At 36.8% G+C, this 25,167-nt stretch carries 16 protein-coding genes and 3 tRNA genes; 8 read left to right on the forward strand and 11 right to left on the reverse strand.

The window, feature by feature from the left end; all coding sequences use genetic code 11:
* The first annotated feature begins 53 nt into the window (after positions 1–53).
* Positions 54–3,239, forward strand: a complete 3,186-nt coding sequence (locus ACLHG9_RS04055) for an efflux RND transporter permease subunit (protein WP_410220245.1) — start codon at positions 54–56, stop codon at positions 3,237–3,239.
* A 16-nt stretch (positions 3,240–3,255) separates the two neighbouring features.
* On the forward strand, positions 3,256–4,659 hold the full coding sequence (locus ACLHG9_RS04060; protein WP_410220246.1) for an efflux transporter outer membrane subunit: 1,404 nt from the start codon (positions 3,256–3,258) through the stop codon (positions 4,657–4,659).
* A gap of 142 nt (positions 4,660–4,801) precedes the next feature.
* On the opposite strand, the gene ACLHG9_RS04065 is transcribed toward ACLHG9_RS04060, so the two are convergent.
* Positions 4,802–7,087, reverse strand: coding sequence for a helix-turn-helix domain-containing protein (locus ACLHG9_RS04065; protein WP_410220247.1), 2,286 nt, complete (start codon positions 7,085–7,087; stop codon positions 4,802–4,804).
* A 271-nt stretch (positions 7,088–7,358) separates the two neighbouring features.
* Between ACLHG9_RS04065 and ACLHG9_RS04070 the strand changes: the two genes are divergently transcribed.
* Positions 7,359–10,142: an outer membrane beta-barrel protein gene (locus tag ACLHG9_RS04070; RefSeq protein WP_410220248.1), complete on the forward strand. Its 2,784-nt coding sequence runs from the start codon at positions 7,359–7,361 to the stop codon at positions 10,140–10,142.
* A 4-nt stretch (positions 10,143–10,146) separates the two neighbouring features.
* The gene (locus tag ACLHG9_RS04075) at positions 10,147–10,929 is read left to right on the forward strand and encodes a GLPGLI family protein (protein WP_410220249.1); all 783 of its coding nucleotides are present in this window, start codon (positions 10,147–10,149) and stop codon (positions 10,927–10,929) included.
* Positions 10,930–10,949: 20 nt separating this feature from the next.
* Here ACLHG9_RS04075 and ACLHG9_RS04080 read toward each other — a convergent pair whose 3' ends face one another.
* The 3 genes from ACLHG9_RS04080 to ACLHG9_RS04090 form a co-directional block, all read right to left on the reverse strand.
* Positions 10,950–11,645, reverse strand: coding sequence for a response regulator transcription factor (locus ACLHG9_RS04080; RefSeq protein WP_410220250.1), 696 nt, complete (start codon positions 11,643–11,645; stop codon positions 10,950–10,952).
* A gap of 10 nt (positions 11,646–11,655) precedes the next feature.
* Positions 11,656–13,485: a sensor histidine kinase gene (locus ACLHG9_RS04085; RefSeq protein WP_410220251.1), complete on the reverse strand. Its 1,830-nt coding sequence runs from the start codon at positions 13,483–13,485 to the stop codon at positions 11,656–11,658.
* Positions 13,486–13,611: 126 nt separating this feature from the next.
* The gene (locus ACLHG9_RS04090) at positions 13,612–13,977 is read right to left on the reverse strand and encodes a DUF3127 domain-containing protein (protein ID WP_410220252.1); all 366 of its coding nucleotides are present in this window, start codon (positions 13,975–13,977) and stop codon (positions 13,612–13,614) included.
* 65 nt (positions 13,978–14,042) lie between these two features.
* On the opposite strand from ACLHG9_RS04090, the gene ACLHG9_RS04095 reads away from it, so the two are divergent.
* Together ACLHG9_RS04095 and ACLHG9_RS04100 are read left to right on the forward strand one after the other, a co-directional pair.
* On the forward strand, positions 14,043–15,245 hold the full coding sequence (locus ACLHG9_RS04095; RefSeq protein WP_410220253.1) for a class I SAM-dependent RNA methyltransferase: 1,203 nt from the start codon (positions 14,043–14,045) through the stop codon (positions 15,243–15,245).
* Positions 15,246–15,320: 75 nt separating this feature from the next.
* Positions 15,321–15,698 (forward strand): VOC family protein, encoded by a 378-nt coding sequence (locus tag ACLHG9_RS04100; RefSeq protein WP_410220254.1) that lies wholly within the window; start codon positions 15,321–15,323, stop codon positions 15,696–15,698.
* Between the two features lie 76 nt (positions 15,699–15,774).
* Here the strand turns inward: ACLHG9_RS04100 and ACLHG9_RS04105 are convergent, their stop codons facing one another.
* The 5 genes from ACLHG9_RS04105 to ACLHG9_RS04125 form a co-directional block, all read right to left on the reverse strand.
* The gene (locus ACLHG9_RS04105; protein WP_410220255.1) at positions 15,775–18,162 is read right to left on the reverse strand and encodes a TonB-dependent receptor domain-containing protein; all 2,388 of its coding nucleotides are present in this window, start codon (positions 18,160–18,162) and stop codon (positions 15,775–15,777) included.
* 77 nt (positions 18,163–18,239) lie between these two features.
* On the reverse strand, positions 18,240–19,286 hold the full coding sequence (locus ACLHG9_RS04110) for a helix-turn-helix domain-containing protein (protein ID WP_410220256.1): 1,047 nt from the start codon (positions 19,284–19,286) through the stop codon (positions 18,240–18,242).
* Between the two features lie 127 nt (positions 19,287–19,413).
* Positions 19,414–19,485, reverse strand: a tRNA-Glu gene (locus ACLHG9_RS04115).
* 82 nt (positions 19,486–19,567) lie between these two features.
* Positions 19,568–19,639 (reverse strand) — tRNA-Glu (locus ACLHG9_RS04120).
* Positions 19,640–19,668: 29 nt separating this feature from the next.
* Positions 19,669–19,744: transfer RNA gene (locus tag ACLHG9_RS04125), tRNA-Met, on the reverse strand.
* A 117-nt stretch (positions 19,745–19,861) separates the two neighbouring features.
* Here ACLHG9_RS04125 and era point away from each other — a divergent pair.
* A complete protein-coding gene (gene era, locus ACLHG9_RS04130) occupies positions 19,862–20,740 on the forward strand; it encodes a GTPase Era (protein ID WP_410220257.1) in 879 nt (292 codons plus the stop codon).
* Positions 20,741–20,852: 112 nt separating this feature from the next.
* On the forward strand, positions 20,853–22,154 hold the full coding sequence (der, locus tag ACLHG9_RS04135; RefSeq protein WP_410220258.1) for a ribosome biogenesis GTPase Der: 1,302 nt from the start codon (positions 20,853–20,855) through the stop codon (positions 22,152–22,154).
* 30 nt (positions 22,155–22,184) lie between these two features.
* On the opposite strand, the gene ACLHG9_RS04140 is transcribed toward der, so the two are convergent.
* Positions 22,185–23,315, reverse strand: a complete 1,131-nt coding sequence (locus tag ACLHG9_RS04140; protein ID WP_410220259.1) for a histidine decarboxylase — start codon at positions 23,313–23,315, stop codon at positions 22,185–22,187.
* 169 nt (positions 23,316–23,484) lie between these two features.
* A complete protein-coding gene (locus ACLHG9_RS04145; protein WP_410220260.1) occupies positions 23,485–25,092 on the reverse strand; it encodes a S41 family peptidase in 1,608 nt (535 codons plus the stop codon).
* Positions 25,093–25,167 lie beyond the last annotated feature (75 nt).

The raw sequence follows: 25,167 nt of genomic DNA on the forward strand, positions 1-25,167 counted from the left end.
CCCGCATAAGGGTCAATTTTATAGTTAGAAATCTAAAATCGTAAATCGATACCATGTTTAAGAAATTTATAGAAAGGCCGGTTTTATCTACAGTTATATCCATTATCATTGTTATACTGGGTATCTTAGGTATTATCACTTTACCGGTTTCTCAATATCCAGAAATTGCACCTCCAACCATTCAGGTATCAGCATCATATCAGGGTGCCAATGCTGATGTGGTGATGAGTAGTGTGGTTATTCCGCTCGAAGAACAAATAAACGGGGTTGAAAACATGACCTACATGACTTCAACAGCTGGCAACGATGGTTCGGCAAATATTACCGTTTATTTTAAATTGGGTACCAATCCCGATCTTGCCGCCGTAAACGTACAGAACCGTGTTGCCCGGGCTACCAGTTTATTACCTGCCGAGGTAACAAGAGCAGGCGTAATCACGGCCAAGCGTCAGGCAAGTAACGTACTAATTTTCTCGCTATATGGAGAAAAACCTGAGTACGACCAAAAATTCTTACAGAATTATGCTGAAATCAATATCATCCCGCAAATTAAACGTGTACCTGGTGTAGGTGATGTAAACGCTTTTGGCCAGTCTATTTACACCATGCGTATCTGGTTAAAACCTGATGTGATGGCTGCTTATGGTTTAGTCCCTGCCGATATTAGCGCGGTACTTGCCGAGCAGAATATTGAAGCAGCACCAGGCCAGTTGGGTGAGCAAGGCCAGCAATCGTTTCAATATACTTTAAAATATACAGGCCGTTTAAAAGATGAAAGCCAGTTTGGCGATATTATTGTAAGAACCGCAGCAAATGGGCAAGTATTAAAATTAAAAGATATTGCCCGTATTGAAATGGGCGCTCAAAGCTATGCCAGTTCAATTAAATTAAATGGTAAACCGGGCTTAGGTTTTGCCATTAACCAAACTGCGGGTTCTAACGCTAAAGAAGTTATTGAAGGTGCATTAGCCGCGATTGAAAGTGCTTCGCACACTTTTCCTTCCGGAGTAAAATATACCATTCTTACCAATGTAAACGATTTCCTTGATGCATCCATAGAAAAAGTATTACATACTCTTTTTGAAGCATTTATTCTGGTTTTCATTGTGGTATTTATTTTCCTGCAGGATTTTAAATCAACTTTGATTCCGGCCATTTCGGTACCGGTTGCCATTATCGGTACTTTTTTCTTTCTTAGCTTATTTGGCTTTACCATAAACCTGTTAACATTGTTTGCCTTGGTACTGGCTATCGGTATTGTGGTAGATGATGCCATTGTGGTAGTAGAAGCAGTGCATGCAAAGTTAGAAACGGGTAAATATACTTCTGCAAAATCGGCCACGAAAGATGCAATGGATGAAATTACAGGCGCTATCATTTCCATCACTTTAGTTATGTCGGCGGTATTTATCCCAGTGAGCTTTATCAGTGGTTCATCAGGGGTATTTTTTAAGCAATTTGGTTTAACATTAGCTATTTCCATTGTATTATCGGCCATTAATGCACTAACCTTAAGTCCTGCACTCTGCGCTTTACTTTTAAAACCGCACAAAGATCATCCCGAGCATGAAAAAACAACTTTTTTAAAGCGTTTTTACGCTGCATTCAATGCTTCATTTAATAGCATGACAGCTAAATACCGGAAGTCTGTGAATTTTCTGGCACACAAGAAGTGGATTGCCGGCTTAGGTTTATTGATTGCTACACTCGCTTTTGGATGGTTGATGTACAGTACACCTAAAGGTTTCGTACCAAATGAAGATTTAGGTTCAATCATGTCTGATATTGCTTTACCTCCTGGTTCTTCAATGGAACGTACCGCAGAGGTATTGAATAAAGTAAATGATATTGTTAAAGAAATTCCCGAAGTAAGATTAACCTTACAGGTAAACGGTCGGGGCATGCTAAGTGGCAGCGGAAGTTCTAATGGTATGGTAATCTCAAGGTTAAAGCCATGGAATGAAAGGAAACGTGATGTAAAAGCAATTATTAAAGAACTTTTTGCCAAAACTGCCGGTATCAAAGAAGCCCGTATTATTTTCTTCGCTCCTCCTACTATTTCCGGTTTTGGTTCAAGCGGTGGCTTTGAGCTTCAGCTGCAAGATCGTACAGGTGGAAGCATTGAGAACTTTACGCAGGTAAGTAATAAATTTATTGGCGCTTTAAATCAGCGTCCTGAAATACAGTACGCTTCTACATCATTTAACCCTAATTATCCGCAATACCTGATTACGGCCAATGTGCCTAAAATCAAACAAGCAGGTCTTTCTCTTAATGAAGTAATGAGTGTTCTACAAGGTTATTACGGTGGTATTTATGCTTCTAATTTTAATAAATTTGGCAAGCAGTATCGCGTAGTTTATCAGGCAGACCCTCAGTACAGAGCTAATTTAGAGAGTTTAAATAATGTTTATGTACGCACACCAGGTGGAACCATGGCTCCTATAAAAGGTTTTATCAGTCTTGAAAAAGTATATGGTCCACAAACTATTTCGCGTTTTAATCTTTATACGGCTATTACCATTACAGGCAACCCTAACCCTGGCTTCAGTTCTGGTGATGCCATTAATGCCATTAAAGAAGAAGCTGTTAAAAATCTCCCTCCGGGATTTGGATATGAGTTCTCAGGCTTGTCGAGAGAAGAACAGAACGCAGGCAGTCAGACCGTATATATTTTCTTACTGTGTCTGGTATTTGTATACTTCCTGCTTTGTGCGCAATATGAGAGTTATGTATTACCAGTAGCAGTTATTCTATCTTTACCGGTAGGTATGGCGGGAGTATTCATTTTCGATAAGATCTTCGGCATCGATAACAATATCTATACACAGATTACACTGATCATGTTAATTGGCCTATTGGCTAAAAATGCCATCCTGATTGTAGAATTTGCTGTTGACAGGCGCAGGAGAGGGATGAGCATTTTGCATGCGGCCTTAGATGGTGCTACTGCTAGATTAAGACCTATTTTAATGACATCTTTCGCATTTATCTTAGGTTTATTACCGTTGATGCTATCTACCGGTGTAGGTGCTGCCGGTAATAATTCTATTGGTGTAGGTGCTGTAGGCGGAATGCTTTTTGGAACCATTTTAGGGGTATTTGTGATCCCGATATTATTTATTGTGTTTCAGACTTTACAAGAGAAAGTAAGCTCAAAATCTCCTTTCGAAGAAAACTTGATCCAGGAGCAGACACATTTAAATTTTGAAGAGGTTAAAGAAGATACAGGCGAATAAAAAACAGTCGTTAGAAATGAACAACAATAAGAACATATACATTTTTGTGGCAGGTTTCATTGCTTTAAGCTTTGCATCGTGTGTTACACAAAAATATAAACAACCCGAACTTAAAACAGAAAATCTCTATAGAGGTATAAGTAGTACTGACAGTACAAGTATTGCTGATCTGCAACCTTCAGTTCTTTTTAAAGATGAAGCTCTAAGAGCTTTAATACAGGAAGGCTTGAGTAATAACCTTGATCTGAAAAGCGCTATTGAACGTATGCGAATAGCGCAGGCCAATTTAACAGGAAGTAAATTAGCGTTTCTACCTACTTTAACGGCTGATGTTTCTGTTGCGGATAATAAACAGTCTTCCGCAGCTTTAAATTTTCCTTCGGGCGTAAATATCAATACTGAAACACAACTCTACAAAGCACAGTTAAGTGCCTCATGGGAATTGGATATATGGGGTAAGCTGGCAAGCAGCAAACGTTCTGCTTTAGCTTCTTTCCTGCAAACGGATGCTGCAAAAAGAGTTGTACAGACCCAGTTGATCAGTAATATTGCCAATGCTTATTATAGTTTAATTGCATTAGATCAACAGTTAAAAATCACCGAGCAAACCTTAAAGGTTAGAGAAAAAAGTGTTGAAACCATTAAATCGTTAAAAGAAGCCGGTATAGTAAATGGTGCAGCAGTGGTGCAAAGCGAAGCTAATAAATATGCTGCAGAAGTGAGTATTCCTGATTTGAAAAGAAGCATCAGGGAAACTGAAAACGCTTTAAGTATTTTGCTAAACAGACCTGCCGGTCAAATTCAACGTAGTAATATAGACAATCAACAAGTTTATAATGATCTAAATACCGGGGTACCTAGTTTATTGCTCAAAAACCGTCCGGATGTGCAACAGGCTGAGTTTGCTTTCAGGGCAGCTTTTGAAAACACCAATGTGGCCAAAACTTATTTTTACCCTTCGTTAACTTTAACAGCTAATGGGGGTTTATCAAGTTTAAAACTGCAAAACCTGTTTGATAATTCTGTTTTCTATAATATTGTAGGTGGATTAACTCAGCCCATTTTTAACCGTGGGCAAAATAAGGTTCGCTTAGAAACCGCTAAAGCTAACCAGCAAATTGCATTTAATGATTTCCAGAAAGCTATTTTAACAGCCGGAAGCGAAGTTTCAAATGCATTATATGCTTACCAGACTGCGATAGAAAAAGAAACTTCGAGAGCTAAGCAAATTGCTTCTTTACAAAAAGCAGTTGAGTTTACAGAAGAATTGCTAAAATACAGTTCGGCCACCAATTATACTGATGTATTAACTTCTGAGCAAAGTCTGCTGAATGCACAATTAAGTGCCGTTAACGACAAGTTGCAAAAATTGCAAGCTGTGGTTAATTTATACCGTGCACTGGGCGGCGGATGGAAATAATTTACTAAACTTAATATAGAAAGCTGTTTAAAGTAATACCTCTACTGTTAAGCTGAACCTGTTGGAAACTTATCTTATTATTAGGACTAACATTTTGAAAGCTCAATGTGGCAGTTGCTTTAAACAGCTTTTTCATTTCCTTTTATTCACCTTCTGCCAAATATGCCGCTATACCTATCTTGATTTCGGCATAATCTATATTTTTAGGCAGGATTTCTTTCAATTCTCCTAATTTTATGGTCTTATGTTCCCTTATGGCATATAGAATTTCTTCTAACTTTTTTGGTGCTACAACCTCTTTGGCATTGATCATCTGTTGAGCTACAAAATGTGCCAAATGACCTTCAATAGTAGCTTTGGTCATTTTACGCTCCTGCGCTATTTCTGTTGGTGTTTTCCCTTCTCTAAACAACCTTAACGTAATGGCTTTGGTATCTTCTTTAGGTTCTTTTATCTTCTGGTTTTTTTTAGTCTTTTTAGGCTTGGCAAAATAGGTTTCTTCTGTAAGCTCTTGATCATTGGCCAAAGTATAAGCCCTTAGAATCTGTGCCTCCCGTTCAGGATTTTCATTCAGAGAAACAAAAGCTTCTTTGTCTAATTCTATATTATTAACAGCAGCCTGCATCAATAATCCTGCCTTGGCAATTCTCTTGTATTGCTCATAAATCATTGCCTCTAAATCCAACAACTCCCGATGATAAGTTTTGGTTTGCTTCTGCTGCTTAACCTCTTCTATGGTATCAAAAACCGAACAACTATATTGCTGCAATAGAGGATTAAAATACCGGGTGGCGGCTTCTATCCGATCTCTTAGTATATCTAACTGTCCGGGGCTTTCTGTAGCAAATATTTTTTCTATCTGTTTTAAAAATTTATCGGCATTTACTTTTAGCGCTTTGATATCAGTTTGTAATTGTTCGGCCCATTTTGCATAGTGTTGTTTAACCGACCTTTTTTCATCTTTTGAGTAGCTGAAAGCATGCTCATAAGTATATATATCCAGGTGGGTCAAATCAAAACTATTGATCAGGATATGCCTGATATAAAGTTCTCTCTCTTTTTTGATCTGCTCCTGCAAATCGCCCTGTTGCTCTTTAAGCCGAGAAAAATATGTTACGTTCTGATCTGCCCTTATTACACGGTTGCCCATTAAAGAAGTAAGCACCAAGCCATTTAATGAACGTAATCGCGATAAAGCAACGTAAATCTGTCCCGGAGCAAAAGCATCACCAATATCTATAATGGCCTTATCAAAAGTTAGTCCCTGGCTTTTATGTACCGTAATTGCCCATGCCAGCTTAAGCGGAAACTGAGTAAAAGTTCCAATGATATCTTCTTCGATCTCATTGGTTGCTTTGTTAGTTGTATATCTGATATTTCTCCAGGTATATTGCTCCAGCAGTAGCGTTTCTGTTTCCCCATCGGGCTGTACTTCTATAAATGAATTGCTTAAATGGGTTACCACAGCCAGCTTACCATTAAAGAAACGTTGCTCTCCTCTCGGGTCGTTTTTGATAAACATTACCTGTGCACCTACTTTTAATTCTAAAGTACTCTCCGCCGGAAATGCATTTTCAGGAAAATCGCCTTCAATATGAGCCTTGTAAAAAAAAGATTTAGATTTTAATTTCTCCAGATTGCTTTTATTCAGCCCATCGGCTTTATGGTTATGCGTAGTTAAAGTAATGTAATTGTCTTTTAACGAGGGTTCAAAATCAGCTTTATAATACTGCTCTAATAGGCCAATATCAGCTTCGGTAGTTTTATTATTGCGAAGATTGTTCAATAAACCGATAAAGGTATCATCATCCTGACGGTATATTTTTTCAAGCTCTATATAAACCGGCGGCTGGCTCCTTAATGCCAGTGCATCAAAAAAGAAAGCACTGCTATAACATGAGCTTAAAAGATTCCATTCGGTATTTTTTACTACAGGGGGCAGCTGATGCAAATCGCCTATAAACAGGAGCTGCACACCTCCAAAACCCGCATTATTTCTGCGCACAAATCTCAATACAAAATCTATGGCATCTAACAAATCGGCACGCAACATGCTTACCTCATCTATGATCAGCAACTCTATATCCAACAGCATCCGCCTTTTTGCCGCATTCATCCCTAAATGCTTTACCAAAGTTTGAGGGTTATGGTAATGCTGCCCTGTAAACTGATCTTCTGTAAGAATACGAGGTATAAAAGTGCCAAAAGGAAGCTGGAATAATGAATGTACAGTTACACCACCTGCATTAATAGCAGCAATGCCTGTAGGTGCCACAATAATGGTTTTCTTATGCGTTTTTGCAATAATCTCTTTTAAAAAAGTCGTTTTTCCTGTGCCCGCCTTACCTGTTAAAAAAACATGCCGATGCGTTTGGTTAATAAATTTTGCCGCAATCTCTGCAGGTGCAAGCGATAAATCTTCTATCATTAAAACTATTTTTTTTTAACAGACAGGTAAGTTGAAAGATCAAACCTATTTATAAAAGTTTGATCTCCACAATTGTTATCTACAATCAGCAACAAATTTAAAATTATAATATTTAATAACCTTCCATTTTAAGATATATGCTCAGTAAAACACTACCCAGTTAATTATCATACAAGTGTTAAATAATGTTACAAAATGTTAAATCTGAAAATTGCCCTTTCAAAACTAAGATTTTAGTTTTAATTTACTCCCAAAATCAAACCAGCCAGATATGAAGAAAGCTCTTTTGCTGTTATGCTGTTATTTAATAATAGGCATGACTGCCCGCGGACAAAACAATTCCATAAAAGGAATAGTTGAAGATGTTGCCGCAAAAGTGAAACTCACCAATGCAACTATCAGTATTTTAAATGCTAAGGATTCTACGCTTTACAAATTTACCCGGGCTGCTGCTGACGGTAGTTTTGCGTTGAACAATTTAAAAAATGGGAATTTCATTCTCTTACTCACCTATCCTGAATATGTTGATTATGTTAACCCTTTTACTTTAAGCAACGGGCAAAATCATATTGATCTGAAAAGCATAGATATGAAATTAAAATCTAAGCTTTTAAATGAGGTAATTATCAAAGGGCAGGCTACCGCCATTAAAATTAAAGGCGATACCACCGAGTTTAATGCCGCGGCTTATACCATACAACCCAATGATAAGGTAGAAGATCTTTTAAAGAAATTTCCAGGTTTACAGGTTGATGCTAATGGCAAGATTACAGCACAAGGTAAAACTGTAGAAAAAGTTCTGGTAGATGGTGAAGAGTTTTTTGGCGACGACCCTACTTTGGTTACCAAAAACCTGCGGGCAGATATGGTTGATAAAGTACAGCTCTTTGAAAAAAGCAGCGATCAGGCCGCATTTACCGGGGTTGATGACGGACAGAAAAAACAAACTTTAAATATTGTACTAAAAGAAGATAAGAAACAGGGTTATTTTGGAAAAGCTGAGGCTGGCTATGCAACACAAGATTTCTATGTACTGCAAGGCATGTTCAACAAGTTTAAGAACAAAGAGAGGATTGCTGCTTATGCCACTGCCAGTAATACTACAAAAACAGGTTTAGGTTGGGAAGATGCAGGTAAATATGGCGGCTTATCAGGTAATATGGAAATGACTGACGATGGCGGTATGATCATGTATTCAAGTGATGAAGATATTGGCAGCCAGTTTTGGGGCCAGGGTATTCCTAAAGCTGCAAACGGTGGCTTTCACTACGAAAATAAATGGAATGGCGACAAAGAAAGCATCAATACTAATTATAAGTTAGGGAACTTGAATGTATTTGTCGATAAAAACACCATAAATCAAAACAATCTTCCTAATGGCATAATTAACAGCAATAACACTGAATACAGTAACAGCAGATCTTTTAGACAAAAAGTAGATGCTACCTATAACATCAAAATAGACACCAATGCTAATCTAAAAATTAATATAGATGGAAGCTTAGGCAATGTTAATAAAGATAATACTTATAACGCTACTTCACAGCGCGGAGATAACACATTATTAAATACATCTGATCGTAATACCACCAATGAGAGTAAACAACAAGCATTTAACCTCAGTGCACTGTTTAGCAAAAAACTAAAAAAAGCTGGTCGCAATTATTCTATTAACCTGAGCCAGTCTTACAACCAAACCAATAGCGAAGGCTATATGTATTCTTTAAATGAGTTTTTTGATGAAAATGAAATAAAATACAAATCAGAGCTTATTGATCAGTTTAAAGACAACCACCTCAAAAACCTTAAAGTAAGTACAAACATTACTTATAATGAACCTATAAGCCAGTTCTTAAAATTGGTAACCAATTATGGCCTTACTTTTATAAACGGCAAAGCCGATAAGAGAACTTACGATGCATCTGCTCCAGGTGTCTATAACATTCTAAACAATGAATACAGCAATTATTTTGAATCTGATCAGCTTACGCATCAAGTTGGTGCAGTATTTAATTATGCAAAAGGTAAAACCGTAATTAGTTTTGGCAACAAGACCAACTTTGCACGTTTTAACCAGTCAGAGCATTTAACCAATCAAAAGTTTGACCGCAATTTTATCAACTGGTTGCCTCAGGCTTCTTATACCTATAAATTCTCTAATCAGAAATCGGTTTCATTTAATTACAATGGCAACACAACCCAGCCAGGCGTAACACAGTTACAACCTGTAAAAACCAATGATGACCCTTTAAATATACCTGAAGGCAATCCAAATCTAAAACCATCGTACACTAACGGCCTCAGATTTAGTTACCGTAGCTACAAAGTAATCACCAATCAGAGTTTTTATTTTAGTGGTAACTATCGCTTTACCAGCAACCAAATTGTAAGTAACAACACTACTGATGATAAAGGTGTAACCATTTATAAATCTGCAAATCTGCATAATAAAACACCTTACTCTGTTTATGCATATGCAAATTTTAGCCGAAAGATTCCTTATACAAATGGCATAAGCGGAGGTTTAAGTTTAAATATTAATAACTCAAAAAATTACAATTATGTAAATGGAGATTTAAACACCTCTACCAATATGGGTCTTAACCCTAGAGCCAATATTTCTAAATATACAGAAAATTATGATTTTTATATAAGCTTTGGCCCAAGCTATAATGCGCAAGAGGCCTCACTTCAAAAACATGTAAACAATAAAGGCTGGGGTAGTTCAGGTAGTTTTTATACAAGTGTGAAATTACCCGGAAAAGTGAAATTAAATGCCGACGGGGATTATACCTATCAACCTAAATCAGCATCATTTGATAAAAGTTTTGAGCAATTTATTGTAAATGCCAGGATTACAAAAGCTTTTTATAAAGAAGAAAAATTAAAATTAATGCTAAGCGTAAACGATTTACTTAATCAAAATAAAGGCTTTGACAGGTTTAGCAATTCAAACTCTATCACACAAACTACATATAATAATATCAATCGTTACTTTATGTTCTCCCTGATCTGGGATTTCAATAAAATGGGCGGTGCACCTCAAAAACCTTAAATCTATGAATAAGATAAAAAATATCATCATCATATTATTATTGGCTACCCTGCACAAAAGTTATGCGCAGCATACACGTTTTGTAACCCAAGGCACTATTGAATTTGAAAAAAGAATAAATACTTTTGCTTTAATTAAAAAACAGATGGAATTATGGGGCAATAGCGATAACGTGTTCAGCAAAACATTTGTTGAAAATTACCAGAAAAACAATCCTCAGTTTAAGCTCCAAAAGAGCAAGCTCACTTTTGGCAACAGCAAAACACTTTTTACGCCTATAGAAGATGCCGTTATTTCTAATGGTTTCTTAGACCTGATCCAATTTCAGCAAAACAATACCATATTAACCAAACTCAATGAAGGTACCAGTACCGTCTTAAAAAAGGTATATGAACAAAACTACCTCATTAACGATAGTACAAGGAAAATAAACTGGAAGATTACCGATGAGTTTAGGGATATTGCCGGCTATAACTGTCGCAGGGCCAATGCGCTTATAATGGATTCAGTTTATGTAGTTGCTTTTTACACCGATGAGATTGCTGTAAGTGGCGGACCAGAAGGTTTTAGTGGTTTACCGGGAATGATCTTAGGTGTAGCCTTACCTTATGAACATGTAACTTGGTTTGCTACTTCGGTAAGTGACCAACCTATTACCGATGATAAATTAAAAGCACCTACAAAAGGCAAAGCCGTAAATCATAAACAACTTTACGACATCTTAAAAAGTGCTTTTAAAGACTGGGGAAAAACAGCAAATGAAAACTATAAATGGTTTACGCTTTAAGTAAACCAAAACAAAGGGTATTAGCTTACAATAAGTTTATACCCTTTTCCATGTACGTTAATGATCTCTACCTTAGGATCTTCTTTTAAGTACTTACGAAGCTTGCTCAAAAAAACATCCATGCTACGCCCGTTAAAATAATTATCGTCATGCCAGATGTTAAGCAGGGCTTCTTCACGGGTTAAAACGCTATTCATTTTTAAGCAAAGCAAGCGTAGCAACTCTGCTTCTTTGGTTGATAATTTTTGCTGTGTACCGTTAAAGTTGATCTGCTGTGTGGTATAGTCAAAAATATATTTTCCTATTTCAAATTGTGTTGGTTCAGGTTCGGCCGAAACATTTTCTGTTGTAACTACGCGTTTTAAAAGTGCGTTTATCCTCAACAACAATTCTTCAATTCTAAAAGGCTTGGTAATGTAATCATCGCCCCCTAAATCATATGCCGATGCTTTATCTTCTATCATTGATTTAGCTGTGGCAAAAATAATAGGCACTTGCTGATTAATCTTCCTGATCTCTTTACCTAAAGTAAATCCATCTTTTTTAGGCATCATCACATCCAGTATGCAGAGATCGAAATGCTGTTTTGAAAAAGCCTTAAATCCTTCTTCTCCATCTGTGCACAAAATTACCTCAAAATTACCCTTAAGCTGTAGGTAGTCTTGCAGTAGCAGGCCTAAATTTGGATCATCTTCAACTAATAGTATTCGTTTCATGGTTTTATTTTTATATCGGAAGAATTATTTCAAACGTCGTTCCCTTATCTTTTTCGCTGTTTACTTTAATCTTGCCATGCATTTGGGTAATAATATCCTGCACATAATTTAGCCCTAAACCAAAACCTTTTACATTGTGTAAATTTCCGGTTGGTACTCGGTAAAACTGGTCAAATATACGTTTTGTCTGCTCGCGGGTCATCCCAATCCCTTCGTCGGTAATTTTTATACTGATATGGCTAAAACTGCTTGCAGTTTCTATGGTAATCTTAGGTTCATTTACACTGTATTTAATAGCATTGTCTATCAGGTTATAAATTACATTTGATAAATGCAGCTCATCGCCTTCCAGTTCATCTGCAATCGCATCCAGATACAAAGTAAGATGTGTGTTTCTTTTTTGCAGTTGCAGACTCATGCTATCTACCACAGCAGCAATCAGTTCATTTATCTTAACTGGCTTAACATCAAACTTAATTTCTTTTTTATCAGCTCTTGCCGCGTTCAATACCTGTTCAATGTGGTTACCTAAACGCACATTTTCATCATAAATAACATTAGCTAACCGGTTAACTCTGTTTTTGTCGCCAATAATATCAGGATCTTTCAAAGCTTCACTTGCGATCATAATGGTAGCTACCGGGGTTTTAAACTCATGTGTCATGTTATTAATGAAATCATTTTTCATTTCAGACAATTTCTTCTGTCTTACTATAGACATGATGGTATAGGTAAAAATAAAGATTAATATCAATAACAAGCCGGCCGATGATGCAAGTGTTACAAACATATTACTTAAAATCAGGTTGTTTTTAGATGGGAAACTGAGGTAAAGCATTCCCGGATCGGCAATGGCAATATCATTGCCAAAAACAACCTTCTGATAGGTGTTTTTAGGCAACAGCTCGTCATTTTTATTGATCACATTTCTGTAAATAATCTTGTCCTGATTTTTTGAAGGAGTTAACCAAAAACTGTAGGGCAGATTAATATTGCGGCTTAAGAGTTCTTTTCTGATCAGTGTATCCAGATCATCTTTACCAGGCACCCTATTCTCTAAAGGCACATCTTTGTTCTGTAATTCTTTAGCCACATCCTGCACCAGATTATAGCTTGTTGTTTCATATATATTCAAAGTATCTGCATACAGGCGTTCCAACTCCATCTGGTATTTGCGCTCTGCCTTAGCATCTTCAACCTTAAATTTCCGAATCAGCTCTGGATCTTTACTGGCCAATGAAACAGTATAAGGTAAATAATTAGAAGGGTTAATGGCAATGTACCTAATCGTATCGGGCAGGTTATTAATTCCAGGCAGACGTCTTATACTGGCAATATTGGTAATAATGCGTCTGTCAATTAGGTTGCCATTAACATCCTTAATATCTTTAACTTCATATTTAAGGCCGTTACTCCCCGGATTAGGGTTTGTAAAAGCCCGGTAAGTTTCTTCGCTAATAATGGTTGGTGAAAAATAATTGGCTCTAATCGCACTGTCCTGAAAATTCAGGTAATCGACCAATTGCTGCTGTTGCTTATATTTTCTGATGGCTTCATTTTCTTTAAATCTTACCTTAAAGGCAACAATAGAATCTGTTTGGCTTCTTATTCTTGAAGTATGTTCTCTTTGCGAAACCCGATCTCTCTCATCAAAATGCTTTACTACGTTACGCTTCTGTATGGTGTTTACAACCGATGATAACGCTTGGTTCACATCCTGATCAAACAATTGTAATTTCAGAGAATAAGATTCCCTGATGTAAAACAACTGCATTACAAATACACCCAAAAGGGCTACTGTCATTAAAGCCGTAATAATCCAGAGGTTTCTCTTTTTCATGTTATCTCAAAAATAAGCAAGTAAGCACTAAACCGCCTTCATTTAACACTTTTTAACAGTGAAAACCATAAAAAAAGCCATCCAGAAATTACTCCGAATGGCCTCAATTGTTTCCTTAAAAATTTATTAAAATGGCAAATCGTCTTCTTCAGCAGTCGCATTTAAATCAGCTGGTGCTGCAAAAGCCGGTTGAGCTGCCGGCGTAGCGTTATTGGTAAGAGCAGTTAATCGCCAAACCGAAAGGGTGTTAAAATATGTCGTTACACCTTCTCTGTTTGTCCATGGTCTGCCACGTAGATTGAAAGAAACTTCCACTTCATCACCTGGTTTTACCGTATCAAATAAAGCTGTTTTATCTTGCGTAGCTTCAAATCTGATGTATTCAGGATATTGTGGGTTTTCTACGTATTCTATAATTAAATCACGTTTTTTAAACGTTTCGGTTACTTGTTGTACAGCGCCAATTTCATGCACCTTGCCTTTAATTTCCATGTCAAATCTTTTTATTATCTCTCCAATCAAATCTCTATATTTTTATTGATAACTTCGCAAACGTTATGAAACAAGTTTTCCACACAAAAAGCAAGGTCATTGTAACCTGCAATAAAAGATTATCTCCATATCTGGAAAAAGAGATTACAGAACTTGGTTATGAACCGGTTAGAACTTTCCAGACAGGTGTAGAGTTAAACATAACGCTTACAGAATGTATAAAACTGAATCTGAACCTGCGCTGTGCAAGCCAGATTTTATATAGTTTACAAAGCTTTAAAGCGGGTACTCCTGCCGAATTGTATGATACATTGGTTCAAATGGAATGGGAAGAGCTTATTGATTTTACAGGTTATTTCTCGGTAACCTCAAATGTGAACAATGTGCATATAACCACCCCTCTTTTTGCCAATTTAAAGGTTAAAGACGCCATTGCCGATAGGATCAAAGCTAAAAAGGGAATGCGTCCCAACTCCGGAAATGAGGTAAATAAAGCTGTAATTCATTTGTACTGGAAAGACAGCGACGCAGAAATTTTTATTGATAGCAGCGGAGAAACACTAAGCAAACACGGTTATCGTAAAATTCCGGGAAAAGCACCCATGCTCGAAGCTTTGGCCTCAAGTGTAATTTTTGCGACTCAATGGGATCAAAAATCGCCTTTTATTAACCCAATGTGCGGTTCTGGAACTTTGGCCATCGAGGCAGCTTTGATTGCTACCAACAGACGCCCGGGCTTGTTCAGAATGAACTATGGCTTCATGCATATTATAGGTTATGACGAACTGGCATTTTTTGCCGAAAGAAGAATATTAAAGGATCAGGTTGTAAAAAATACGGATATACAGATTTACGCCACCGATATTTCTGAGGATGCAGTTGATGTAAGTCGCAAAAATGCCAAAACGGCAGGCGTTGACCAGCTGATCCATTTTGAGGTATGTGATTTTGCTGAAACGCCTGTACCTGAGAGCGGTAAAGGTGTGGTTGTTTTTAATCCTGAGTATGGCGAGCGTTTAGGTACGCACCAGAAACTGGAGCTTACGTACAAACGTATGGGCGATTTTATGAAGCAGCATTGCAAAGGTTACAGGGGCTATATTTTTACAGGTAATCCTGATTTGGCTAAGAAGATTGGTTTGAAAGCTGAGCGTAAGATTGAATTTTATAATGGTAAACTGGATTGCAGATTGTTAACTTATGAATTGTATGACGGTAGCCGCAGAACAGATACCAGATCTGCTGATGGATCAAGCTTAGAAAATTAGAAAAAGTTAGAATAGCTTTCTTTTCTGTTGGGCTTTACGCTCAAAACGATTATTTCAACACAAAATAAATCAGCAATGAAAAAAGTAACAGGTATTGGCGGTATTTTCTTTAAATGCAAAGACCCCAAGAAAATGACAGAATGGTATCAAAAACACTTGGGTTTAAATACAAATCCTTACGGGGCAACTTTTGAATGGTACGAAGGCGAGGATCATACCCAAAAAGCTCAGACACAATGGAGCCCCTTTGCCGAAACCACAAAATACTTTGAACCTTCTGTAAAAGATTTTATGATCAATTACAGGGTTGCAGATCTTGAGGCACTTGTTGAGGAATTGAAGAAAGAAGGTGTTACCATTGTAGATCAAATAGAAAGCTATGACTATGGCAAATTTGTACATATTCTTGATGCAGAAGGCAACAAAATTGAACTTTGGGAGCCAAAAGATTAATTTTTGATTACAATAAAACCGCTAACCAAATAATTAGCGGTTTTAAGGCCTGCAGTTAGATTTCCTTTAAATAAAATTATCTTACCCTTGTATCCTCTTCTGAAACCCTTGGATTTTGCATTTTAGTGGTTTCACTACCAAAATTATAGGTAATGGAGAACTGGGCTTTTCGCATTCCCCACCAATGAGAAAGTTCATTGTTAAGCATGTCTTTCCTTCTAAAGATTAAATATTGGCTATATGTATTAAATAGATCAAGAAAGGCTAATTTTGTGTTTAATTTCCCCTGCAACCACTTTTTCTGCACACTTATATCTACATTATACATGGGTTTTATAATATACAGGCTGTTTCCAGATCTCGATTCATAGTTAGCAACAAGATTTAAGGCTGTATTACCAGGCAATGAAAAAACCTGATTTAATCGAGCTATATAATTGTAAATATTAAGATTAAAAACTTCATTTAGATAGGGTGTCTTTTCTTTGTTATAATAACCAGATAGCTGATAACCCATTTGCCACCAAGATTTAATTTTAACAGGAAGATTAAGGACAATATTTGCAAATTTTTTCTGAGGAAGGTTCGTCCCTAGATAAGCCATTTCATTTGTTACCACATCATATAATGGGTAACGGGCTAATACATCTCGTTCAATCCCAAAATTAGCTTCTATCAGTAATTGTTTGAACTGGTAATTTATTTTGAACTGATCCCTTTTTGCGGGTAACAAATAAGGATTACCAATCCAGTAATTAAATATGCTAAAATAAAACCTAAAGGGGTTTAGCTGCCCAAAATTAGGTCTGGTAAGTCTGCTTGAAAAAGAAAGGGCTATATTTTGGTTATCATCTATGCGGTAACTTGCGCTTACAGAAGGCAGCCATTTGAAATAACTATTGAGCACCACAGAGTCAAGCGTAATGGAATTAGAAACTGTATGCGTATACTCTGTTCGCAATCCACCGCTTAATGTTAACTTATCTATTTTACCTGAAAAACCCAGATACCCAGCTTTGATTCTTTCCGTATATTCAAAAAAATTGCTTCGGGATACATCATCAAAAAACCTTCCGCTGTCTTTATCCCAAACATCAAACTGAAGTTGATTAGCTGAATTAGACTGAACGATTTTAAATCCGCCTTCAATTTCCCAATTATTGAATTTTCTTGACAGATCTGTTTGCAAACTATTAATTATATACTGATTGCGCAAATCAGATTTCCAATAATCTAAGCGTTTTGCTGCCAAAGCATCTAAATTGAAAAAGTCATCATATTGATTATTTTTTACAGATAATCTGTTTATCAAAAACCCAAGCTTAAAATCTTTAAAACTCAATTCATGATTTAAGGTTAAGGCCAGATTCTTTTGCTCGTAATGAAGCGGATTGGAATTTAAAAAATGAGAAACAGTATCTTTTCTATCGTTATCAAACATCAGTATGCTCCCTTCACGTTCACGTTCATTTAGTGGCGAATAATATCTTACCAAAGCACTTAATTTGTTCTTTTCATTAATGGCGTATTCTATTCCAGTCTGTAGATTGTAGTTATTTTGACCATTTGCCTGCTGTAAACGGGTAGCCATGAAATTGGTATTGGGCAGATGCTGAAAAGCAGCATAGCGATAAATGGTTTTCCCTCCTTCATAATTAAATGAGCCAAATGCTTGCAGCTTATTCCTGTTAAAAGAAAGATTTACATTTTGGTAGGTACTGGTAAATTCATTCTGATCTACCTGTCCTGTATAACTTGCTACCCATCCGGCACTTTTCTCTTTTTTTAATTTTATATCAATAATAGCTTTGAATTCACCGTCATATTTTGCCGAAGGATTTGCAATTAATTCTACAGACAACACCCGCTCGGGTGGCAAACCTTGTAAATAACTGATAAGCTCAGTGCCATTTAAATGTAAAGGTCTTCCGTTAATAAAAACTTCGGGCTGGATACCGTTCCCCATTAAAATGGTATTTTCTCCGTTTACAACAAGCCCAGGAATACGTTTTAATACATCTAAAAAATTAGCAGTAGCCGTAAGCTCTTTATTATCTGCAACCCTGATGAGTGTGTTACCGCTTTTATTTATAGTAACCGAAGGAATGTTGGCTTTCACCACCACCTCACTTAACAAGGTGGTACTTGGCCTTAGATACAGTACCCCTAATTCGACCAAAGGATTGCCTAATTCAACAAACAAAGTATAATTTTCATACCCTATAGCTGTAATGCTTAATATAATCTTAGATTTAGCCGTGGTTTCAAAATTAAATCGGCCTAATGTATCGGTTATGGTTAGCAATCTGGAGCTGCTAACCGTTTCACCAATCAGATGAATATTCGCTGTTGGTATAGGTGTTTGGTTTCCGGAGCTTTTAATGGTTCCACGCACGGTGGTTTGTGAAAAAGCAGCAAGCGTGCTGATAAAAAGAATAAATGTAATAATAGTTTTAAGGCACATAATGAATAACATTTTGTCCAAAACTATTGATATGAATTATTTTAAGAGTTCTGAATTTGGAAGTCAGAAGTTCTGATTTATAAAACAGAACCGGGCTGAGCTGCCAGTAGTTCCTCTCTGTATTTTAATGGCGTGGTATGTTTTACTTTTTTAAACGCAGTGAAAAAAGCTGATTTTGAATTAAACCCCACTTCATAGCCTATCTCCTCTATTTTTAGATGGGTTTCATTAAGAATTCTTTTAGCAGCTTCATTAATACGGTATTCATTAATAAAATTAGAGAAGCTTTTGCCCAAATTATCATTTAATATTTGGGAGAGCTGATGCGGGGCAATATTTAATCTCTGAGCCAGATCACTCAGTTTAAGTTCAGAATTTTGGTAAAGACAATCCTTTTCAACGATATTTTCTAGCTTGGTAATAATACGCATTGCATTTTCTTGTGCTATCTTTTTGTTCTGATATTTATCGGCCTCTTCTGTTTTCTCCTGCTTATTTTTATAAAAAGCAATAAAAATTGAAAGGTATAAAATGAACGAATACATAATGCTTCCTAATATATAGGATCCGGGTATCCAATTTAGAATAGCCAATACATAAGCCAAAAATATAAGGCAATTGCCAATAACTACCGCTTTTACCAATGGCTTGGCCTCTCTTCTACGCTTAATATAAATGTAAAGCGACATTATTGCAAAAACAGCCCACTCGCCATAAATAACATAAGGAATAATGATTTTTCTCCAAGCTTCAGAAAAATCTTCATAAGGCCAAATACTTCCTCCTACGAGAGCCAAAACAACCAGAATTATATATACTGTTAGCCATGCTTTAGGTACTCGTTCAAAAGATGCAAAACTTGCCTTGGTAAAATAGTAAAGCGATGGCCCAATAAAAAAACATGCCGAAAGGCCAATTTGAAGATAAATTTTTAATAAGCCAGGATTGAAATATAAGAAAACCGATTTTCCTATCCTGATTGATAACATCAATAGCAGCACAGCCAGAAATAACTCTGCGATTGACTTATTTTTATGCACAAAAAACAGATATCCAGCTAAGATTAATCCATTTAATGATCCTACAGCACTTAGTATAAATAGTATCTCGGTAGTAGCTTTCAATTTATCGTTAATAATACAAGCTAAAGATAGATATTATTGGTATTGATAAGAAAAGTTCTGCTTAAAAGTAAGACAATACATAAAACAAAAAAACCGCTGATCAATGATAACGGTTTAAAAAATTCAGTAGTCCATAGGGGAATCGAACCCCTGTTTCCAGAATGAAAATCTGGCGTCCTCACCCCTAGACGAATGGACCAAATTTCAGTAAATCTGACAGATTAACAATCCTTAATCTGCATAAAAAAACACCAACCTGAATTTTTGATTGATGTTTTTCGTAGCCCGTAGGGGAATCGAACCCCTGTTTCCAGAATGAAAATCTGGCGTCCTAACCCCTAGACGAACGGGCCATTATTTCAAGTGCTACCTTGCACTTATTTGGTAGCGGGGACACGACTCGAACGTGCGACCTTCGGGTTATGAGCCCGACGAGCTACCAACTGCTCCACCCCGCACTATATACAACTCTTCTCTTTTTTGCGTTAAATCCTTAACACTTGTTCCGAATTGGAATGCAAAGATATAATTCGTTTCTTTGTATCGCAAATTTTTTTTTCAAAAAAATATAGAAGATGGCACATAAAGCAGGCTTTGTAAGTATTATTGGTAAACCTAACGTAGGAAAATCTACGTTGATGAATGCCATAGTAGGTGAAAAACTATCAATTATCACACCTAAAGCACAAACCACACGGCACCGTATATTGGGCATAGTAAATACAGAAGATTACCAGATTGTTTTTTCTGACACGCCCGGAATTATCAAACCTAAATATGAATTACAGGACTCCATGATGAGCGCCGTTAGCTTATCTTTATCAGATGCCGATCTTATTCTCTTTGTAACCGATATTCATGAAAAACATGATGAAAACGATGTTTTAGAAAAAATTGCGAACAGTAATATTCCTTTGGTTGTACTAATTAATAAAATTGATACCGCTACACAGGAGCTCGTTGCAGAAAAAACCGCTTTCTGGCAGCAAAAACTTAACCCTTTATACATTTTTGCCATTTCGGCATTGCATCAGTACAATTTAGAAGGTTTACTGCCGCTTATTCTGGAGCATTTACCTGAGCACCCGGCTTATTACGATAAAGAAGATCTTACAGACAGACATCTGCGCTTCTTTGCTTCGGAGATCATCAGAGAAAAAATCTTTTTAAACTACCAGAAAGAAATCCCTTACAGTACAGAGGTAATCATTACTTCTTTTAAAGAGGAAGACGGGCTTACCCGTATCAGCGCCGAAATCATTGTTGAACGCGATTCGCAAAAAAATATCCTCATAGGTAAAGGAGGTAGTTCTCTAAAAAAAGTGGGTACAGAAGCCCGTAAAGACATTGAGAAATTTATAGATCAAAAGGTATTTTTACAGCTGTTTGTGAAAGTGATCCCAGATTGGCGCAGTAAAAAGAATTACTTAAAAAATTTCGGCTACGAAAATTAACTGTATTTTTGCAAATTCCCGAGATTGGATTTTCTGTTTCGGGCTTTTAAATACCATGCTGTATCAGCGGCTTAGGCCTTAAACTGATCATATACCCAAAAACAAATCAAGAATGAGCAACATTATAGCAATTGTAGGAAGACCAAACGTAGGTAAATCAACGCTTTTTAACCGTTTAACGGAAAGCAGAAAAGCTATTGTTGACGATTTTAGCGGTGTAACACGCGACAGGCATTATGGTGTGGCTGAGTGGACCGATAAGAAATTTACCGTAATTGATACTGGCGGTTATGTTGCAGGCTCTGATGATGTTTTTGAAGCAGCCATTCGCGAGCAAGTGGTTATTGCTATTGAAGAAGCTTCTGTTCTACTTTTCATGGTAGATGTAACTACGGGTGTAACTGATCTGGATGATGAAATAGCTGATATTTTACGCCGCAGCAACAAGCCTGTTTTTGTGGTGGTAAACAAGGTAGACAACAACAATCTTGAACATGATTCTGCTGTATTTTACAGTTTAGGTTTAGGAGATATCTATACCATATCTTCAATGACCGGTTCAGGCACTGGCGATTTACTTGATCAGGTGGTAAGTCATCTGGAGAATGTTGAGGAAGAAGAAAGTAAGCTACCTAAAATTACCATAATTGGTCGTCCTAATGTGGGCAAATCATCTTTGGTTAATGCCTTAATGGGGAAAGAGCGTAATATTGTAACTCCTATTGCAGGTACCACTCGCGATTCGATCCATATACATTATAATCAGTTTGGGTACGAGTTCATGTTCATAGATACGGCCGGATTACGTAAGAAAACCAAAGTTAAAGAAAATATAGAGTTTTACTCAGTGATGCGAACCATCAAAGCCCTGGAAGAAGCTGATGTATGTATATTAATGCTAGATGCAACAGAAGGCCTTGAAGCGCAAGACATCAATATTTTTCACTTGGCTGAAAAGAATAAAAAAGGCGTGGTAATTTTAGTAAACAAATGGGATTTGATTGAGAAGAATAACAAAACCATGAAAGTTTTTGAAGATCAGATCAAAGAAAAATTACAGCCTTTTACAGATGTACCTGTTATTTTCACATCGGTACTGAACAAACAGCGTATTTTTAAAGCGGTTGAAACTGCTATGGAAGTTTACCATAACCGCAGCAAGAAAATATCTACTTCTAAGTTAAATGATGTGATGTTGCCTATTATTGAGAATTATCCACCTCCAGCCACAAAAGGTAAGTACATCAAGATCAAATACATAACCCAGATTAATGGTGTAGCACCTATGTTTGCCTTTTTCTGTAACCTGCCACAATATATTAAAGAGCCTTATAAGCGTTTTTTAGAAAATAAACTGCGTGAGAATTTCGATTTTTCGGGAGTACCCATCCAAATCTATTTCAGACAGAAATAAGAGCGTGTTAATTTAGATGTATTTAAGGTTTTAGATTATAACCGGCTGTGCTGCCATTTCAGCAATCAGGGCATCAATATGTTCTTTTTGTACGTTAGGCATACAGATAATATGCGACCACCCATTTTCTGAAGCCAATTGCCATTTTTGTCTTATAGCTGGATCTGGCGCGGGGAAATTAACTGTTATGGTATTAGGATTACGCCAAGCTTTTACACCTATTTTGTTCAATTCATCAGTAGCATATTGAGCAACATCTAAACTATGTGCAGCACGTTCACGTAAACCCTCAATGCCTAATTTTTTAATGGTATACCATAAAAATAAAGGGCTATGCCCGTTTCTTGAGCCTGTTATGGTGGTATCTATACTACCAATGTAAGCTACAGATCTGGCTATGCGGTTGCGGTTAGATTTCTTTACCACAACTACGCCGCAAGGCATGGGCGAACCGAAAAATTTGTGACCGCTTATGGCAATGCTGTCTGCGCCATCCGCAAAATCAAATGCTGGTCTTGGTTCAATAAAAGCGCTGTAACTACCCGATAAAGCACCATCGGCATGGATATAGTAGTTCTTGATCGCTAACTTCTTCAATATTGTTTTGATTTTGGCAATATCATCCCGGGCTTCGGTCATGGTAGTACCAATATTGGCCATAATAATCACCGGAATATGCCTGTTCATGCCAATCGTTCTTTCTAAATCCTCATAATCTATCTCACCGTTTTCCTGAGCACTGATTACAATATTAGGCATATTCAATAAATGCAAATTCTTTTGTACACTGTAATGTGTAGCTTCAGAATAATAAACCATCCCCTTAGGGTGAAGCTCACGAGCCAAATACAAACCATACAGATTTCCTTCAGAACCTCCGTTGGTTACATAACCCCACCAATCATCCAAATTAGCCCTAAATAAAGCAGCAAAAAAAGCGATCACTTCTTTTTCCATTTCTCTTGAATCAACCGCATAGGTCGAATCCACAAAAGGATCTCCGAGATTGTTCATCGGATAATTCAAAAAGGGTAGCAGCTCAGTATAATCGAAATCTTTAGCTACCGGATAACCCATAAAATGATCGGTATTGGTTTTTACTTTCTGCAATAGATCTTGTAAAGTATTTAAATCTCCGGGCAATAAATTTTGTAATGGCATCGGCTGTAAGTTTAAAACACAAAACTACAGTCAGTAAAACTATATTTCAAAAAATAATTTCAATTTAAAATAAAATTCCAAAATACGACATTTTACAAAATATTAATCTAAAAAGAAAAAGAAAAATAGAGCTAACCGGTATTTAATTATTGCCAAGAACCTGAAAATTTTATTGTAAAGCGTTTAAAGCCTGCTTTACTGCATTATCGTTTAAATTCAGTGCTCTGTAATAACCATTATCACCTAAATAAAACTTACAGAGAAGAATCTTAAGCGCATTATAGATCAAGGGCTTGGCAGCATTAATCTGCTTAACATCACCTACAACCTGTTTTTGCTTAGCGTATTTTAAAAAATCTGCAAAGTCTTGCTCGCTTATGGCGAAAGCACTTAAATTCTGACTTAACTGATCTGCATTATATCGCTCTGACAGTACATCAAAAACAAAATCAATCATCACATTCTTACTTTGTAAGCCCGCATAGAATTTATTGTAACCTGTTGTATCCAGTTTTACGTAAATATCTGGCTGTATACCTCCACCTGCAAAAACTCTTTTACCATTTTTAACCACATAAGGCATGGTTTTATTGATGCTGTCTATCTGTTTATTCTCTGCGGTAAGCTCGCCTGTATTTAGTCGGTCTTCTATTTCATGCTGATAAGCTTTCAATCCATTTTTATAAGATTTTTGGATACTTCTGCCCAGTGGCGTATAATATCTTGCCACTGTAAGGTTTAAAGCTGCGCCATCTTCAAACGCGAACTGTTCCTGCACAAGACCCTTACCAAAAGACCTGCGCCCAATGATAATCCCTCGATTCAGATCCTGAATAGCGCCTGCAAAAATCTCGCTGGCAGAGGCCGAATTCTCATTAATCAGTACAGCAACTTTTCCCTGTGCAAATTCAGCCCCACCTGTGGTAAAATAATCTGTTCGGGGTTCATGCTTACCTTCGGTATAAACAATGAGCTTATTTTCTGGGAAAAACTGGTTAGCTAACCCTGTTGCAGCACTTAAATAACCACCGCCGTTATCTCTCAGATCCAGCACCATCTTTTTCATGCCTTTGGTTTTTAAAGCCCTAATGGCGTTCACAAAATCGGCATCGGTATTTGCGCCAAACCTGCTAATCTTGATATAAGCGGTTTCAGCATTCAACATGTAAGCTGCATCAATGCTACTCACTTCTACACGTCCTCTTCTGATGTTCAAAAGAACAGGATTATTTAATCCCTGATGTAAAACCTGCAACTTAACATAGCTTCCTTTTTTCCCTTTTATTCTTCCCGTTACTTCAGAACGCGGCAAAGACCTGCCACTAACCACCACACTATCAATCTTTAAGATTTTATCTCCCTGTCTTAATCCCGAAGAAAAAGCAGGCCCATCCTTTAAAACGTTGGTAACCAAAAGCGTATCATTTAAAATATAATACTCTACTCCTATTCCTTCAAAATTACCATCTAAAGATTGGCTCAGTTCTTCGGCTTTAGAAGGAGGCAGATAAGTGGTATGAGGATCTAACTGATTTAAGATACTATCTATAGGGGTATCACTTTTTAAATGAGAGGTGCTAACTTCATCCACATATTTTTTCTTGATAATGTGAATGATATCCTCTACCCTCTCGGCTTCGGTATTAGCTGCCGTTACCTGTTTACTACGTTCAAATTCAGGACGGCTCAGAAGTCTGTAACCCAGATACATACCTCCAACTAAAAACACCACATAAATTAAAGCCAGCAGTAAGGCAGAACGGTTATTCTTTTTCATGTAAATGAACTACACAAAGCTACAAAATTTTAATCTTCTTATTTCATAACAACGCTGAAATTACTTTTGAGTTTT

The sequence above is a fragment of the Pedobacter sp. genome (genome assembly GCF_046462515.1).
Classification (GTDB): Bacteria; Bacteroidota; Bacteroidia; order Sphingobacteriales; family Sphingobacteriaceae; genus Pedobacter.